The organism is Streptomyces sp. SID486 (assembly GCF_009865385.1).
Classification (GTDB): Bacteria; Actinomycetota; Actinomycetes; order Streptomycetales; family Streptomycetaceae; genus Streptomyces.
The window spans coordinates 1-16,111 of record NZ_WWJT01000145.1 but is presented as its reverse complement, the minus strand read 5'-3'; the positions used below and the strand labels follow the sequence as shown (position 1 = coordinate 16,111).

General features: G+C 69.7%; 12 protein-coding genes. 4 read left to right on the top strand and 8 right to left on the bottom strand.

The window, feature by feature from the left end:
* The 7 genes from GT045_RS07305 to GT045_RS07275 all read right to left on the bottom strand — a co-directional run.
* A partial coding sequence (locus GT045_RS07305; protein ID WP_161333660.1) for a dipeptide/oligopeptide/nickel ABC transporter ATP-binding protein occupies positions 1-756 on the bottom strand: 756 nt, incomplete at its 3' end.
* 13 nt (positions 757-769) lie between these two features.
* Positions 770-1,831, bottom strand: a complete 1,062-nt coding sequence (locus GT045_RS07300) for an ABC transporter ATP-binding protein (RefSeq protein WP_161333659.1) — start codon at positions 1,829-1,831, stop codon at positions 770-772.
* Between the two features lie 15 nt (positions 1,832-1,846).
* Complete coding sequence (locus GT045_RS07295; protein WP_161294857.1) at positions 1,847-2,824, bottom strand: ABC transporter permease; 978 nt, start codon at positions 2,822-2,824, stop codon at positions 1,847-1,849.
* A gap of 96 nt (positions 2,825-2,920) precedes the next feature.
* Positions 2,921-4,714, bottom strand: coding sequence for an ABC transporter substrate-binding protein (locus GT045_RS07290; protein ID WP_202516104.1), 1,794 nt, complete (start codon positions 4,712-4,714; stop codon positions 2,921-2,923).
* Positions 4,715-4,815: 101 nt separating this feature from the next.
* Positions 4,816-5,856 carry an ABC transporter permease gene (locus GT045_RS07285; RefSeq protein ID WP_161294853.1) on the bottom strand — a complete coding sequence of 347 codons (1,041 nt, stop codon included), beginning with the start codon at positions 5,854-5,856 and terminating at the stop codon, positions 4,816-4,818.
* Positions 5,857-6,422: 566 nt separating this feature from the next.
* Positions 6,423-8,339 carry a translational GTPase TypA gene (typA, locus tag GT045_RS07280; RefSeq protein WP_161294851.1) on the bottom strand — a complete coding sequence of 639 codons (1,917 nt, stop codon included), beginning with the start codon at positions 8,337-8,339 and terminating at the stop codon, positions 6,423-6,425.
* Positions 8,340-8,470: 131 nt separating this feature from the next.
* Positions 8,471-10,693, bottom strand: a complete 2,223-nt coding sequence (locus GT045_RS07275; protein WP_161333658.1) for an ABC transporter family substrate-binding protein — start codon at positions 10,691-10,693, stop codon at positions 8,471-8,473.
* Positions 10,694-11,007: 314 nt separating this feature from the next.
* On the opposite strand from GT045_RS07275, the gene GT045_RS07270 reads away from it, so the two are divergent.
* The 4 genes from GT045_RS07270 to GT045_RS07255 are packed head-to-tail and all read left to right on the top strand — an operon-like array spanning position 11,008 to position 14,869.
* Positions 11,008-11,298, top strand: a complete 291-nt coding sequence (locus GT045_RS07270) for a hypothetical protein (RefSeq protein WP_161294847.1) — start codon at positions 11,008-11,010, stop codon at positions 11,296-11,298.
* A gap of 25 nt (positions 11,299-11,323) precedes the next feature.
* Positions 11,324-12,145 carry a hypothetical protein gene (locus GT045_RS07265; RefSeq protein ID WP_161294845.1) on the top strand — a complete coding sequence of 274 codons (822 nt, stop codon included), beginning with the start codon at positions 11,324-11,326 and terminating at the stop codon, positions 12,143-12,145.
* Positions 12,146-12,170: 25 nt separating this feature from the next.
* Positions 12,171-14,102, top strand: coding sequence for a fumarate reductase/succinate dehydrogenase flavoprotein subunit (locus GT045_RS07260; protein ID WP_161333657.1), 1,932 nt, complete (start codon positions 12,171-12,173; stop codon positions 14,100-14,102).
* Positions 14,099-14,869 carry a succinate dehydrogenase/fumarate reductase iron-sulfur subunit gene (locus GT045_RS07255; RefSeq protein ID WP_161294842.1) on the top strand — a complete coding sequence of 257 codons (771 nt, stop codon included), beginning with the start codon at positions 14,099-14,101 and terminating at the stop codon, positions 14,867-14,869. Before GT045_RS07260 ends, GT045_RS07255 begins: the two co-directional genes overlap by 4 nt.
* A 46-nt stretch (positions 14,870-14,915) precedes the next feature.
* Here the strand turns inward: GT045_RS07255 and GT045_RS07250 are convergent, their stop codons facing one another.
* Complete coding sequence (locus GT045_RS07250) at positions 14,916-16,073, bottom strand: hypothetical protein (RefSeq protein WP_161333661.1); 1,158 nt, start codon at positions 16,071-16,073, stop codon at positions 14,916-14,918.
* Positions 16,074-16,111 lie beyond the last annotated feature (38 nt).

Below are 16,111 nucleotides of genomic sequence, written 5' to 3'. Positions count from 1 at the left end.
GATCTTGCCGAGGTACATGACCGCGACGCGCTGCGAGAAGTGCCGGACGATCGCGAGGTCGTGGGCGATGAAGACGAACGCGATGCCGAGTTCCCGCTGCACCTTCTGGAGCAGGTTGACGACCTGGGCCTGGATGGAGACGTCCAGGGCGGAGACCGGTTCGTCCGCCACGATCAGCTTCGGTTCCAGGGCGAGCGCCCGGGCGACGCCGATGCGCTGGCGCTGGCCGCCGGAGAACTCGTGCGGGAACCGGTTGTAGTGCTCGGGGTTGAGGCCGACGATCTCCAGCAGTTCCCGGACGCGGCTCTCCCGGCCGCCGGGCGGGTTGATGCCGTTGATCTCCATCGGCCCGGAGATGATCTTGCCGACCGTCTGCCGCGGGTTCAGCGACGAGTACGGGTCCTGGAAGATCATCTGGATCTCGGAGCGGATCGGCGCCAGCTGCTTGCGCGTCGCGTGGCCGATGTCCCGGCCGCGGTAGGTGATGGTGCCGTGGGTGGGCTCCAGCAGGCGGGTGATGAGCCGGCCGGTGGTCGACTTGCCGCAGCCGGACTCACCGACCAGGCCGAAGCTCTCGCCCTCGTGCACGGTCAGGTCCACGCCGTCGACGGCCTGGACGGCGCCGACGGTACGGCGGACGGGGAAGCCGCCCTTGACGGGGAAGTGCTTGACCAGCCCCGAGACGGTCAGCAGCGGCTCGCGCGCCGTGTCCGCACCGGCCTCCTGGGCGGCGGGGAGGACCAGGTCCTCTGTCATGACGGTTGTCCTCCTAGCCCAGCCGGGGCCTGATCTCTTCCACGAAGATGGTTCGTTTCTGTTCCGCGCCGAGGTGGCACGCCGAGGAGCGGCCCGGCGCCAGCGCGGGGCGCTCGGTGGCGCAGCGGTCGCCGCCGACCCGGTCCCGGAAGGTGCACCGGGGGTGGAAACGGCAGCCGGCCGGCGGGGTGAGCAGGCTCGGCGGCGTACCGGGAATGGGCGACAGCGGGGTGCCGAGGTCGGAGTCCAGCCGGGGCATCGAGTTCAGCAGGCCCCAGGTGTACGGGTGCTGGGGCGATCTGAGGACCTCGTCGACGGTGCCGCGCTCCACCGCGCGCCCGGCGTACATGACCATGATGTCGTCGGCCATGTCGGCGATCACCCCGAGGTCGTGGGTGATGAACACGATCCCCGTGCCGAACTCCCGCTGGAGGTCCTTGAGCAGGTCGAGGATCTGAGCCTGCACGGTCACGTCGAGGGCCGTGGTCGGCTCGTCGGCGATCAGCAGGTCGGGGTCGCAGACCAGCGCCATGGCGATCATGGCGCGCTGGCGCATGCCGCCGGAGAACTGGTGCGGGTAGTCCCGGGCGCGGTCCGCGGGGTTGGGGATGCCCACCTTGGCGAGCATGTCCACGGCGCGCTGCCAACCGGCCTTCTTCGAGGCGCCGGTGTGCTTCATGAACGGCTCGGCGATCTGCCGGCCGATGGTGTAGAAGGGCGACAGCGCGGTCAGCGGATCCTGGAAGATCATCGCCATCCGGTTGCCGCGCAGCCGCTCCATCTCCTTCTCGGTGGCGGTGATGAGTTCCTTGCCGTCGAGGACGATCTCCCCGTCCACCGAGGTGAACAGCGGGTCGTGCAGTCCGAGGATCGTCAGGTTGGTGACCGACTTGCCCGAACCCGACTCCCCCACGATGCCGAGGGTCTTCCCGCGGTCCAGGTCGAAGGAGAGTCCGTCGACGGCCTTGACCGGGCCGTCCTCGGTGGAGAACGTCACCTGGAGATCACGCACCGAGAGGAAACCGTCCGGCCCGGTCGGGGCCGGTGCGCCCGCGGCCTTGGTCAGTGTGGTCACAGTGGTTGGTTCTTCCTAGGAGAGCCGGATGCGGGGGTCGATCCACGCGTAGGTGATGTCGGTCAGGATGTTGATGAGCAGGATGAAGAAGGCGCCGAACAGCATGACCCCCATCGTCAGCGGCAGGTCCTTGTTGACCGCGCCGTCCACGGCGAGCCGGCCGATCCCCTGGAGGGAGAAGGTCAGTTCGGTGACGACGGCGCCGCCCAGCATGGAGCTGACGTCGATGCCGAGCACGGTGACGATCGGGATGAGCGAGCCGCGCCAGGCGTAGCGCAGGAAGACGTACTTGCGGGACATGCCCTTGGCCCGCGCGGTGCGCACGTGGTCCTCGGCGAGCTGCTCGATCATCGACGAGCGCGCCATACGGGTGTACTGCGCGGTGAAGATCGTGGCCATCACGCAGACCGGGATCGACATCCCGACGAACCAGCCGAGCGGGTCGTCGGTGACCGGCACGTAGTGCGGGTCCTCCATCCAGCCGGTGCTGTAGACGAGGACCGTCAGCACGATCGGGCCGAGGAAGTAGATCTGGAACGAACTGAGCACCATGGACGTGCCGGTGGCGACCTTGTCCACGAGCGTCCCGCGCCGGTAGGCGGCGATCATGCCCGCGCCGACCCCGACGAGGAGGAAGACGACGGCACCGCCGGCGGTCAGGGTGAGGGTCAGCGGGAACCGGTCCATGATGGTGCTCCAGACCATGTCCCCCGAGTAGAACGACACGCCCAGGCAGGGCGCCGAGCAGTGCCCGGTCGGGAAGTCACGGCCCGTCACGATGCCGGACATGAAGTCCCAGAACTGCTGTGCCAGAGGCAGGTCGAGGCCCAGGGCGTCCCGGATGTCCGCCAGCCGCTGGGGCGAACAGTCCTTGCCGCAGGCCAGGGAGGCGTAGTCGGAGGGTGCGGCCACGAAGAGGAAGAACGTCGCCGCCCCGATGAGGAAGAGCGTGACGAAGGCGCCGACCGTGCGCCGGAGTATGAACTGAAGCATGGCGGGCTGGCTGCTCTCTCGGAGGCTGTGGGTGGGGTCGCGCTCGGACGCGGGGCGCGCTCGGTCCGGAGCGCGCCCCCCGTCATCGGCCGCGGGTCACGACTTCAGGTACAGCCTCGTGATGTCGATGAGACTGGACACCGAGCCGTAGCGGGCACCGCCCACGTTGGAGCCGGAGATCTGGAACTGCTTCGTGTACCACAGCGGGGCCCCCGGGACGACCTTCTCCAGCAGGTAGTGCTGGGCTTCCTTCCAGGTCTTCGCGGCGTCGGCCGGCTGCTGGGTCAGCGCCTGCTTGATGAGGGCGTCGACCTTCGGGTCCTTCACGTGCGAGTAGTTCGAGGAGCCGTCGAAGACCTGCGTGCCGTCGTAGATCGGCGTGACGACCGTGCCCGGGGACGGCCAGTCCTGGCCCCAGCCGGAGATGTACATGTCGTACGGGTTCTTGAGCTTGCCGATCTGCTCGTAGTAGCTCGCCGCGTCGACCTCCTTGGCGACGATGTCGAACCCGACCTTGGTGAGCGCGTCCTCGATGGCGACCTTGCGCTTCTGGCCGGCCTCGCTGTTGGCGTAGGCGAAGACGAGCTTCTTCTCGGCCGCCGGGACGCTCTTCAGGATCTCCTTGGCCTTGGCGATGTTGCCCTGCGGGGTCTTCAGGCGGCCGTAGGGGTCGTAGCCGGGCTCGTAGCCGGGCAGCGTCGGCGCGAAGTAGTTCGGCGCGACGTCGCCGCCGTAGGCACCGCCCTCGCCGGCGATGAGGGACTTGGAGTTGACCGCGTAGGTGACGGCCTGGCGGACCTTGATGTCCTTGACCCGGTCGAGGTTGAAGGTCAGCTGCATGACGTAGGGCTGGTAGCCCTTGACCGTGCGCTTGCTGGCCTCCGGGTTCCTGATGACGTCCTGGATCTGGGTGGCCTCGACACCGTTGGTGAGCTGGATGGCGTTCTTGTTGTCGCCCTGGTCCGCGATCAGCCGCTTGGTCTGGGTGGACTCGGTGACTCCGAACTGGATCGTGAAACCGTCGGCGTACTGGTGCCGCACGGAGTCCGTCTTCGGGTCCCAGTTGGTGTTCCGCACCAGCTTCAGGGTCTTGCCGGCCTTGTTCTCGGCGATCTTGTACGGGCCGGTGGCGACCGGCTTCTTCTCGTACTTCTCCTTGGTGTCGCCCTTCGCCGGGACGACGGCGTAGCCGGCCATGGCGAGCGTCTGCGGCAGGTCCGGGCGCGGCTGGTCGAAGTGGAAGACCACCGTCTTGGCGTCGGGGGTGTCCAGCACCGAGGCCGGCAGGTGCTTGCCGTCGAAGCCGCCGCCGGGCAGGGCCTTGCGGTAGTCGGCGCCGCTCAGCCAGGTCTGCAGATAGGTCGGGCCGTCGAAGATGAACTTCGCGTACAGGCGCTCGATGCTGTGCCGGACGTCGGACGAGGAGATGGGGTTGCCGTTCTCGTCCTTGATGCCGTCCTTCAGCGTGAAGGTCCAGGTCCTGCCGCCGTCGGAGGACTTGCCGGAGTCGGTGGCGAGGTCACCGGCGACCGACACGTCGCCCTTGTCGTCCTCCTGGAACTGGGTCAGCCGGCGGAAGAGCAGGTTGGCGACCTGCCCCGCGTCGGAGACGTAGATCTGGCCGGGGTCCAGGTGGGACAGTCCCGCCTCCTGGTAGACGGTGATCGTGCCGCCGGGTTTGGCGCCGGGCACCTCCTTGGCGGGTCCGGTCGATCCGGCGGCGTCGACGTAGGTGACCGCCTTGGACTGGACCGCCGCCTCCTTCTGGTCCTTCTTGGAGTCCTTGCCCGACTTGCCGCCCTCGTTCTTCGAGCAGCCGGTGAGAGCGAGGGAGCCGGCCGCGATGGCGATCACAACGGCACGCGCTCCGCGGGCGCGATGAGACATCATGGGGCGAATCCACCTACCTGTCGTTTGTTATCCGTGAGATCTGCCGGGCGCCGGCCGCGCTGGCCGGCGGGGGCGGCAGCCACCCCCACCCAACGGACGGTCTAACGACCGGACTTGGGGTCGAACGCGTCCCGTACGGAGTCCCCGAGGAGGTTGAAGCACAGGACGAAGATCACCAGCGCCGTCCCGGGGAAGAACATGAACGCCGGGTCCTGTTCGGCGTACCGGGCACCGACGGCGAAGAGGCGCCCCCAGTCGGGCGTCGGCTCGACGAACCCGACACCCGCGAAGGACAGGAAGGCGATGCTGAGGATGGTGCTGGGCAGCTGGTACGTGAACTGCACCAGGATCGGGGTGACGACGTTGGGCAGGATCTCCTTGCGCACGATCCGCCACGGCGAGGCGCCCGAGACCTTGGCCGCCTCCACGAACTCCCTTTCCCGCAGGGAGAGTACGGTCGACCGCACCAGCCGGGCCATACCCATCCAGCCCAGCAGCCACAGCACGATCAGCATGGCGAGGGCCCGGAAGTAGGTCGGTGTCTCCTCGCGGGGATCCACGAAGAACGACGTCACGACGGGCATGAAGGCGATGAAGAACAGCTGTTGCGGGAAGGAGAGGAAGAAGTCGGTGCCGCGACCGATCCAGTAGTCCGTACGGCCGCCGAAGTACCCGCCGATCAGGCCGATCACGACACCGGTGAGCATGATGAGGACGGTGATGCCGAGCGCCATGTACAGGGAGGTGCGCATGCCGTACACGAGCATGGCGAACAGGTCCCGGCCGTACTGCGGTTCGACACCGAACCAGTGGCCGCCCGACACGCCTCCCAAGTAGCCCAGGGGCAGGCCGAATTCGTCGAGTACGGGTGTGTCGGCATAGGTGGGGTCCTGGCCGTACAGGGTGTACGGATCGGTGCCCGACAGCTTGACGAGCAGCGGTGCGAGGAGGGCGACGACGAAGTAGCCGAGCACCACGACGGCGCAGATCACGCCCGTGCGGTCGCGCTTGAAGCGCAGCCACATCAGCTGGCCGGGGGACCGGCCCGCGAGCTTGACGGCCTCCCTCTTCGTCTCCGGCTGTGGTTCGCCGTCGACGACGAGCGACGCCCCGCCGCCCTCGATATCGATAGGACTTGTCACGGTTCGTCCGTTTCACAGATATAAGTGTGAGAGGTGCCCGGGTACTCCGATGACGCGCGAAACCGCAGTCGGACGCGCGTAGTTCTACAGCCGGATCACACCGCTGGACGTGCCGGACCGACCCACCTGGTGTTCGTGACACCGCGCATGGGGGTTCCTCCTCATGACTCCACAAGTTCACCGACAGGAGGGGGGTTACCGTCTTCCCTCCGACACCCCTGACGGAGGGTCAGACACCCCCTGGTGCTCGTGAGTCGGCGCTGTCCCCACAGCGCGAGACCCATTGACCCGAGCGCTACGCGGCTAACTATCTGCCATGAGTCAGGTGGCGACCACTGTCTTTAAATCTCAATTCAGTCACAGCTGGCCCGAACAACTTCCAAAAAGTGGACAAACTGTTCGCCGGGAGAAGGCCGCGAAACGGACGTGTTACATGGCTATCGGTCGGACATCTCCGCAATCCGGACAGCCGGCCACGCGGGGTAGGTCACCGGTCACCGTAAAACGGGTTGCAAAAAGCCCGGGTGTCCCCATCGTGGGGACACCCGGGCCGGGTGGGTCCTCGATCAGCCGTGCTTGGCGCGGCTCGCGGCGCGGGCGCGCTCGCGGGCGTCCAGGTTCACCTTGCGGATGCGAACGGCCTCCGGGGTCACCTCGACGCACTCGTCGTCGCGGCAGAACTCCAGCGACTGCTCCAGCGAGAGCTTGCGCGGCGGGACGATCGCCTCGAACGAGTCGGCCGAGGACGACCGCATGTTCGTGAGCTTCTTCTCCTTGGTGATGTTGACGTCCATGTCGTCGGAGCGGGAGTTCTCGCCGACGATCATGCCCTCGTACACCTCGGTGCCCGGCTCCACGAACAGCACGCCGCGCTCCTGGAGGTTCGTCATCGCGAAGGCGGTGACGGCACCGGAGCGGTCCGCGACCAGCGAGCCGTTGTTACGGGTCGTCAGGTTGCCGAACCACGGCTCGAAGCCCTCGTGGATGGAGTGGCCGATACCCGTGCCCCGGGTCTGGGTCAGGAACTCGGTACGGAAGCCGATCAGACCCCGGGAGGGGACGACGAACTCCATGCGGACCCAGCCGGAGCCGTGGTTCGACATGTTGTCCATGCGGCCCTTGCGGACGCCCATGAGCTGGGTGACGGCACCCATGTGCTCCTCGGGCACGTCGATCGTCATGCGCTCGACCGGCTCGTAGGTCTTGCCGTCGACGTCCTTGGTGACGACCTGCGGCTTGCCGACGGTCAGCTCGTATCCCTCGCGGCGCATCTGCTCGACCAGGATGGCGAGCGCCAGCTCACCGCGGCCCTGGACCTCCCAGGCGTCCGGGCGCTCGGTGTCCAGCACGCGCAGCGAGACGTTACCGATCAGCTCGCGGTCGAGGCGGTCCTTGACCTGGCGGGCGGTGACCTTGCGGTCCTTCACGGCCGCCTTCGCGTCGGCGCCCTTGCCGGTGCCGCCGCGGCCGACCAGCGGCGAGGTGTTCGTGCCGATCGTCATCGAGATCGCCGGCTCGTCGACCGTGATCAGCGGCAGCGCGACCGGGTTCTCGGTGTCGGCGAGGGTCTCGCCGATCATGATGTCCGGGATACCGGCGACCGCGCAGATGTCACCCGGGCCGGCCTTCTCGGCGGGCTTGCGGGTGAGCGCCTCGGTCATCATCAGCTCGCTGATGCGCACGTTGCTGATCGAGCCGTCGCGCTTGATCCAGGCGACGGTCTGGCCCTTGCGCAGCTCGCCCTGCTCGACGCGGAGCAGCGCGATACGGCCGAGGAAGTTGTCGGCGTCGAGGTTGGTGACGTGGGCCTGGAGCGGCGCGTCCTCCTCGTACGTGGGGGCCGGGATGTGCTCCAGGATGGTGGAGAAGAAGGGCTCCAGGCTGTCGCTGTCCGCCGGGACCGTGCCGTTGTCCGGCTTGGTCAGCGAGGCGATGCCGTCACGGCCGCAGGCGTAGACGATCGGGAACTCGATCTGCTCCTCGTCCGCGTCCAGGTCGAGGAAGAGGTCGTACGTCTCGTTGACGACCTCGTCGATCCGGGAGTCGGGGCGGTCCGTCTTGTTGATGCACAGGATGACGGGCAGGCGCTGCTGGAGGGCCTTGCGGAGCACGAAGCGGGTCTGCGGCAGCGGGCCCTCGGAGGCGTCCACCAGCAGCACGACACCGTCGACCATCGACAGACCGCGCTCGACCTCGCCGCCGAAGTCGGCGTGGCCGGGGGTGTCGATGATGTTGATCGTGATCGGGTCCCCGCCGTCCTTGGGGTGATACTTCACCGCCGTGTTCTTGGCGAGGATCGTGATGCCCTTCTCACGCTCCAGGTCGTTCGAGTCCATCATGCGGTCGTCGACACCCTCGAGCTGGTGGGCGGCGAACGCACCGGCCTGCTTCAGCATGCCGTCGACGATGGTGGTCTTGCCGTGGTCGACGTGGGCGACGATGGCGACATTGCGGATGTCGTGACGCGTTGCAGTCACAGGCATGGTGTGGCGTACTCCCGGTGTGTGGACTGCCCTGCGCGTACGTCCGTGTCGCGCGGGCCCTGCCGGGCTGGACGCGCCACGGCCTCACCCCATGGTACGTGGCGTTCGCGGTGGCAGCTCGCCGGGCCGCCCTAGCCCTTGCCCTTGCCCGGGTTCCCCGACGCCTTCACGCCCGGCTTCAGGAAGCCCATGTCCTCGTACACCGGGGTCTGGAAACCGAAGGCACCGGCGTTGACCACGTTCTTCCGCACTCCCACCAGCTGCGGGCGCTGGTAGAGCGGGATCGAGCCGGCGGCGGCCCAGATGCGCGAGTCGGCCTTTCTGATCAGATCCCGCGCCTCGTCCTCGTCCAGCGTGGTCGCGGCCTCGTCGAAGAGCTGGTCGACCAGGTCCGTGCCGACCCGGGTGTAGTTCTGTTCGACGTTCACCGAGCCGTCCGCGGCCGGGACCGGCTTGGCGTAGACGGGCCGGGCGTCGGTCGCCGGGAAGGCGGAGGAGGGCCAGGAGTACAGGGCCAGGTCGAAGTCGCCGGCGGCGATGTGGTCCTTGAAGTAGCTCTCGTCCGAGACCTTGGTGATCGTCGCGCGGATGCCGACCTGCTCCAGCATCGCGGAGATCCGCTCGGCGACCGAGTTCAGGGTGTCCGAGCCGGGCCCGGAGGGCAGCACGAAGCGCAGCGCGAGCGGCTTGCCGTCCTTGGCGAGCGGTCCGGCCGGCGCGGCGGCCGGGGCGGCCGTGCCCTTGGGGGCGTACGCGCCCGGCGCGCCGCCGTGCCCGCTCTCCTGCGCCAGGTGCTCGCCGGGGCTCTCGTGGTGCTTGCCCTTGCCGTCGCCGCGCCCGTCGCGGTCCTTGTCGTCCTCCTCCTCGTCCTCCCCGACGACGTACTCCCCGTCCTTGCCGCCGTTCGACACGTCCTTGTCGTGGTGCTGCGGACCGGCCGCCTTCTCGCCCTTCTTCTGCTCCTTGAGCGGGCCGCCGCGCACCCAGCCGGCGTCCGCGAGCAGCGCCTGCGCCTCCTGGGCGTCCTGGTCGCCGAGCGCGCCGCTGTCGTCGGCGTAGGCGTCCTGCCCCGACAGGGCGAGGTGGCTGCCGACGGGGACGGCGGGCAGCCCCAGCGGGGTGAGCACCAGCCGCGCCAGTTCCGTGCGGTCCAGCGCGCGGGCGACGGCCCGCCGGACCCGCTCGTCGGCGAGGGGGCCCGTGGAGCCGTTGAGGGCGAGCTGGGTGTAGGCGGGTTCCAGGCTCTTGCGGACCTCGACCTCGCGCAGCGCCTGCTGCTGCTCCAGGTACCGGGTGACGGTCCGGGTGAGCTTCTTCTCGCCGGCGTGCGCCTCGCCGGCGTCGAGACCGTGCGCGAGCGCCCAGGAGCGCAGCTTCTTCGCGGACGTCCGGCCGCCGCCCTGGAGCGGGGTGCCGGTGCCCTTCTCCCGGTTGGCGAGCCCGATGCGCTGGACGTCGGAGGAGGCGATCTCGGCCAGGTCCGCGCTGCCGTCGGCGAGCGCGGCGGCCCGCTTGTCGCGGGGTACGGCGTGCAGCACGATCTCGTCCAGCTTGGCGGGCTTGCCCCACCAGCGCGTGTTGCGGGCGAGCACCACGTCCTTCTTGGCGGTGTCGACCTTCTGCACCGTGAAGGGACCGGCGGTGACCGCCAGCTTGCGGCGGGCGCCGTCGTTGAAGGCGTCCGGGGTGCCCATGACGTCCTTCGGGTACAGCGGGGAGAACAGTGACCGCCAGTCGGCGTAGGGGCGGGAGAAGGTGACCCGGACCTGGAGGTCGTTGTCACCGCGCTCGATCTTCGCGATGCGGTCGTAGCCGGCGTTGCGGGCCGTCCAGAACGCGCTGTTCCTGCCGGACAGGGCGCGCCACTGGGCGGCGAAGTCGGCGGCGCCGATCTCCCGGCCGTCGCTCCAGACGGCCTGCTGGTTCAGCTTGTACAGCACGACCTGGCGCGGCTCGGTCTCGATGACCTTGGCCGATTCCAGATAGGCGGGATCGGCCACGGGGTGGCCGGCCGCGTCGAAACGGAACATCGAGGGCAGCACGGCCTGGGCGATCCGGCCGGTGCCGGCGTCGGCGTCGGCCTGGAAGGTGTTCAGGGTCTCCGGCAGGGCGTCCACCGCCCACTTCAGGGTGCCGCCGTCGGCGACCAGTTCCCGGGCGACCGGGGCGATGTCCTGCCCGGCCAGGGGACTGCTGGGCTTCTCGTCGGAGCCGCAGCCGGCGAGCAGCGGCACCGCGAGCGTGCCGGCGGCCAGGAAGGCGAGGCTCCGCCGGAAGTGCCGCGGGGCCGGGGAGCGCCGCTGGTCGATGCTGTCCCGCGCCCCCGCGGAGCGCTGCCGAACGTCGTGGGACATCTCTGCTACCTCCGGGGAGCCGCGGGCCTTATGCTCGCTTTTGTCGGCTTATGGAGCTGATCACGTTTGGCGGTATATGGAGCTGATCAGATCTATGCGGCCACTGAAGAGGAAAGGATCCGGCAACAGTGGGCGACACGGCGACGACGGCCGGTAAGCCCACCCGTGCGGCGCAACGCACCGGGCGATGCACCCGTACGCCCCGGCCAATCGCTGCACATCCCTTCACACAGGCAGGCGTGAGGCGCAACACTCCAAGGCGCATGAACGTTGCTGTCCATGGCCCGCCGGACCAGCGGAAGCGAGGGCAAGACATGTCCGTGCACGACGACATCACCGCCGTCCAGCGCTGTCTCGACGACCTCCAGCGGTCACTGGGCCGCCTGGAGCACGGGATCGGCGGCGGCGGCCTGGAGATACGCCGGGTCCGGCTGGACGCCGACCACCTGCGCGAGAGCGTGGCACTCCTGCGGGAGGCCGCCGCCGCCCCGGCCGCGCCGGGCCGGCCCGACCTCGTCACCATCTCCGACGCGCCCTACGACATCACCCTGTGGACGGACTCGGACGACGAGGGCCTGGGCGCCCGCGACCGCCGCGCCCCCTGACACCCCCTACCGACCGGAGTCCCCTTTGGCTGCTGGTACGGAACCCCGACAGAACGCCGGCGGCGTACGCGACCGCACGCGTGCCGCGATCGCCGCCCCGCACCTGCGGACCGACCGCTGGTGGCTGGCGCCCGCCGTCACCGCGGCCGGACTGTTCGCCTTCGTCGTGTACTCGACCTGGCGGGCCTTCGCCGACGCCCACTACTACGCGGCGCCGTACGTCTCGCCGTTCTACTCGCCGTGCCTGGCGGAGAACTGCCGGACCATGCGGGCCGGACCCAACGCCGACCTGTTCGGCGGCTGGTGGGGCATCTCCCCCGCGATCATCATCCTGGTCTTCCCGCTCGGCTTCCGCCTGACCTGCTACTACTACCGCAAGGCGTACTACCGCGCCTTCTGGGCGTCCCCGCCCGCCTGCGCGGTGGCCGAGCCGCACCGGACCTACACCGGCGAGACCCGCTTCCCGCTCATCCTGCAGAACGTCCACCGGTACTTCTTCTACGCCGCCCTGCTGGTCGCCGGCATCCTGACCTACGACACCGTGCTGGCCTTCCGGGACACGCACTACCGGTGGGGGCACATGGGCCTTGGCACCCTGGTCTTCCTCGTCAACATCGGGCTGATCTGGGCGTACACCCTCTCCTGCCACTCCTGCCGGCACATCGTCGGCGGCAAGCTCAAGCACTTCTCCAGACACCCCGTGCGCTACCGGGCCTGGCAGTTCGTCGGCAGGCTCAACGCACGGCACATGCAACTGGCCTGGGCCTCGCTGCTGAGCGTGGCACTCGCCGACTTCTACGTGTATCTCGTCGCGTCCGGGGTCTTCGACGACCCGCGCTTCTTCTAGTGATCCAGCGAAGAGGGACTGATAGATGTCCGTGGTCGACCGGCAGGAGTGGGACGTCGTCGTGGTCGGTGCCGGCGGCGCCGGGCTGCGCGCCGCGATCGAGGCACGCGAGCGGGGCGCCCGTACGGCGGTGATCTGCAAGTCGCTGTTCGGCAAGGCGCACACCGTGATGGCCGAGGGCGGCATCGCGGCGGCCATGGCCAACGCCAACGAGCACGACACCTGGCAGGTCCACTTCCGCGACACCATGCGCGGCGGCAAGTTCCTGAACCAGTGGCGGATGGCCGAACTGCACGCCCAGGAGGCCCCGGACCGGGTGTGGGAGCTGGAGACCTGGGGCGCGCTGTTCGACCGGACCAAGGACGGCCGGATCTCGCAGCGCAACTTCGGCGGCCACGAGTACCCGCGCCTGGCGCACGTCGGCGACCGTACCGGCCTGGAGCTGATCCGCACCCTCCAGCAGAAGATCGTCGCCCTCCAGCAGGAGGACTTCAAGGAGACCGGGGACTACGAGTCCCGGCTGAAGGTCTTCCAGGAGTGCACGGTCACCCGGGTCCTCAAGGACGGGCAGCGCGTCTGCGGCGTCTTCGCCTACGAGCGCGAGAGCGGCCGCTTCTTCGTCCTGGAGGCGCCCGCCGTCGTCCTCGCGACCGGCGGCATCGGCAAGTCCTTCAAGGTCACCTCCAACTCGTGGGAGTACACGGGCGACGGCCACGCGCTGGCACTGCTGGCGGGCGCGCCGCTGCTCAACATGGAGTTCGTGCAGTTCCACCCGACCGGCATGGTCTGGCCGCCGTCGGTCAAGGGGATCCTCGTCACCGAGTCGGTGCGCGGCGACGGCGGGGTGCTGCGCAACTCCGACGGCGAGCGGTTCATGTTCGACTACGTCCCGGACGTCTTCAAGGAGAAGTACGCCGAGTCCGAGGACGAGGCCGACCGCTGGTACGACAACCCCGAGGACAACCGCCGGCCCCCCGAGCTGCTCCCCCGCGACGAGGTGGCCCGCGCCATCAACGCCGAGGTGAAGGCGGGCCGGGGCTCACCGCACGGCGGTGTCTTCCTCGACGTCTCCACCCGGATGCCCGCCGAGGTCATCCGGCGCCGCCTGCCGTCGATGTACCACCAGTTCAAGGAGCTGGCGGACGTCGACATCACGGCGGAGCCGATGGAGGTCGGACCGACCTGCCACTACGTGATGGGCGGTGTCGCGGTCGACTCGGACACGGCGGCGGCCCGCGGCGTGCCGGGGCTGTACGCGGCCGGCGAGGTGGCCGGCGGCATGCACGGCTCCAACCGGCTCGGCGGCAACTCCCTGTCCGACCTGCTGGTCTTCGGCCGGCGCGCGGGCTGGCACGCGGCCGAGTACGCGCAGGGCCTGGCGTACGAGCGCCCGCCGGTGGACGACGCCCAGGTCGACACCGCCGCGGCGGAGGCACTGCGCCCCTTCTCCGCGGAGACCGAGGGCGAAGGGGGCGCGCCGGAGAACCCCTACACCCTGCACCAGGAACTCCAGCAGGCGATGAACGACCTGGTCGGCATCATCCGCCGCGAGGGCGAGATGGAGCGGGCCCTGCACAAACTGGCCGAGCTGCGCACGCGGGCCCGGCGGGCCGGCGTCGAGGGCCACCGCCAGTTCAACCCCGGCTGGCACCTCGCCCTGGACCTCAGGAACATGCTGCTGGTCAGCGAATGCGTCGCCCGGGCCGCGCTGGAGCGCACCGAGTCGCGCGGCGGGCACACCCGCGAGGACCACCCGGTGATGGACCGCGGCTGGCGCAACGTGAACCTGCTCTGCGCGCTCGCCGACGCCACCGGCGCCCTCGCGGCGGCCGATCCCGCCCGCGGCCAGATCCGGCTCACCCGCGAGACCACCGACCCCGTCCGCCCGGACCTGCTCGCCCTCTTCGAGAAGGAGGAGCTGGTCAAGTACCTCGCCGAAGAGGAGCTGTACGAGTGAGCAGCTACGAAGCCCGCTTCAAGGTGTGGCGGGGCGACGAACAGGGCGGTGGCCTGAAGGACTTCACGGTCGAGGTGAACGACGGTGAGGTGGTCCTCGACATCGTCCACCGCCTCCAGGCCACCCAGGCACCCGACCTGGCCGTGCGCTGGAACTGCAAGGCCGGCAAGTGCGGTTCCTGCTCTGCGGAGGTCAACGGCCGTCCCCGGCTGCTGTGCATGACCCGCATGTCGGTCTTCGACCGGGCCGAGACGATCACGATCACCCCGCTGCGCGCCTTCCCGGTGCTGCGGGACCTGGTGACGGACGTCGGCTTCAACTACCGCAAGGCGCGCGAGGTCCCGGCGTTCGTGCCGCCCGCCGGGCTGGGTCCCGGCGAGTACCGCATGATGCAGGAGGACGTGGACCGCTCGCAGGAGTTCCGCAAGTGCATCGAGTGCTTCCTGTGCCAGGACACCTGCCATGTGGTGCGCGACCACGAGGAGAACAAGCAGGCGTTCGCCGGGCCGCGCTTCCTGATGCGGGTCGCGGAACTGGACATGCACCCGCTGGACGCGGCCGCCGAGACGGGCCTGGACCGGGGACGCACGGCCCAGGACGACCACGGTCTCGGCTACTGCAACATCACCAAGTGCTGCACGGAGGTCTGCCCGGAGGGCATCAGGATCACCGACAACGCCCTCATCCCCCTCAAGGAACGGGCGGTCGACCGCAAGTACGACCCGCTGGTCTGGCTGGGCTCGAAGATCAGGAGGCGGACCCCCTGAGGGACGGCGCCCGCGCGAGGCCGTGCTGCGCGACGCCGCGCCCCGCTCAGCCGGCCCAGTCCTCCCGGTACGCCCGCCAGTCCTCCTGCGTGGCCGCGAAGTCGACGTACAGGGCGACACCGAAGCGGGCGCGGCCGGCGTCCGTGCGGGACAGGCCCAGGCGGACCCCGCGCACGGCGGCCGGGACGGTCTCGGCGCGGGCCCGGTGGCCGAACCGGTTCTCGTGGTAGAAGGGCAGGCCCATCAGCAGGTCGGTGCTGTCCGGGGTGACCTCCAGGGCGAGGCTGGTCTGCTGGGCGACATAGCCGCCGTACAGGCTCTCCAGCGGTTGCATGGTGTCGTACGACATGACGGCGATCTGGTCCACGCGGCGGGCCACCTGTCCGAAGTACGCCTGGGACCACCACTTGGGGTGGCCGGTGGTCGTGCCCCAGAAGGAGTGGAACGCGGGCAGCGGGTCGATCTGGTGCGCGGCGACGGACAGGACCGCGCCCCGGGCGTGGGTGAGGGCGCGCAGGTCGTCGAGGAGGCGGAGGTAGTCGCGGTCACCGGAGTGCAGGGGCTCCAGGTCGAAGTGGGCGCCTTGGAAGCCGGCGGCGAGGACGGCACGGGTGGAGGCGAGGATCGCGGTGCGGGTGGCCGGGCGGTCCAGGTGCAGCCCGTCGGGGCTCTCGGTGGCCAGCTTGTCGCCGAGCCATGCCTGGACGCGGACGTCCGGCAGTTCCCGGTGGAGGGCCGCCGTCAGCCGGCGGGCCTTCGGGAAGGCCGACGCGGGGAGGGTGCCGTCGTCTTCCAGGGGGCCGGCGTGGACGTAGAGGTCCCGGATGCCGGTGTCCCGCAGCCGGCGGGCCAGCGCCGCGACGTCCCGGCCGGTCTTCCGGCCGTCCACCCAGGCGTGCCCCAGCCACAGGGCGTCCCGGTGCCGGGTGCGGGTGCCGGGGGCCGGGTCGCCGGTGTAGTTGATGCGCAGGGCCGTCTCGGCGGTGAGGAGCGGGACCAGCAGGAGCGCGAGGACGGCGGCGGCGAGCCGGAGGATCCGCCGTCCCCGGGGGCGGGGCCGCGACGGCGCGGCGGGGCGTCCGCCGTCCGGATCGGTGGCGTCCGGATCGGTGCCGGCCGGATCGGTGCCGTCCGGATCGGTGCCGTCCGGATCGGTGCCGTCCGGATCGGTGCCGTCCGGATCGGTGGCGTCCGGCTGCGCGATCGCCTCCTCTTCGGCGCGGTGCGGCTGGTTCTCGTCGG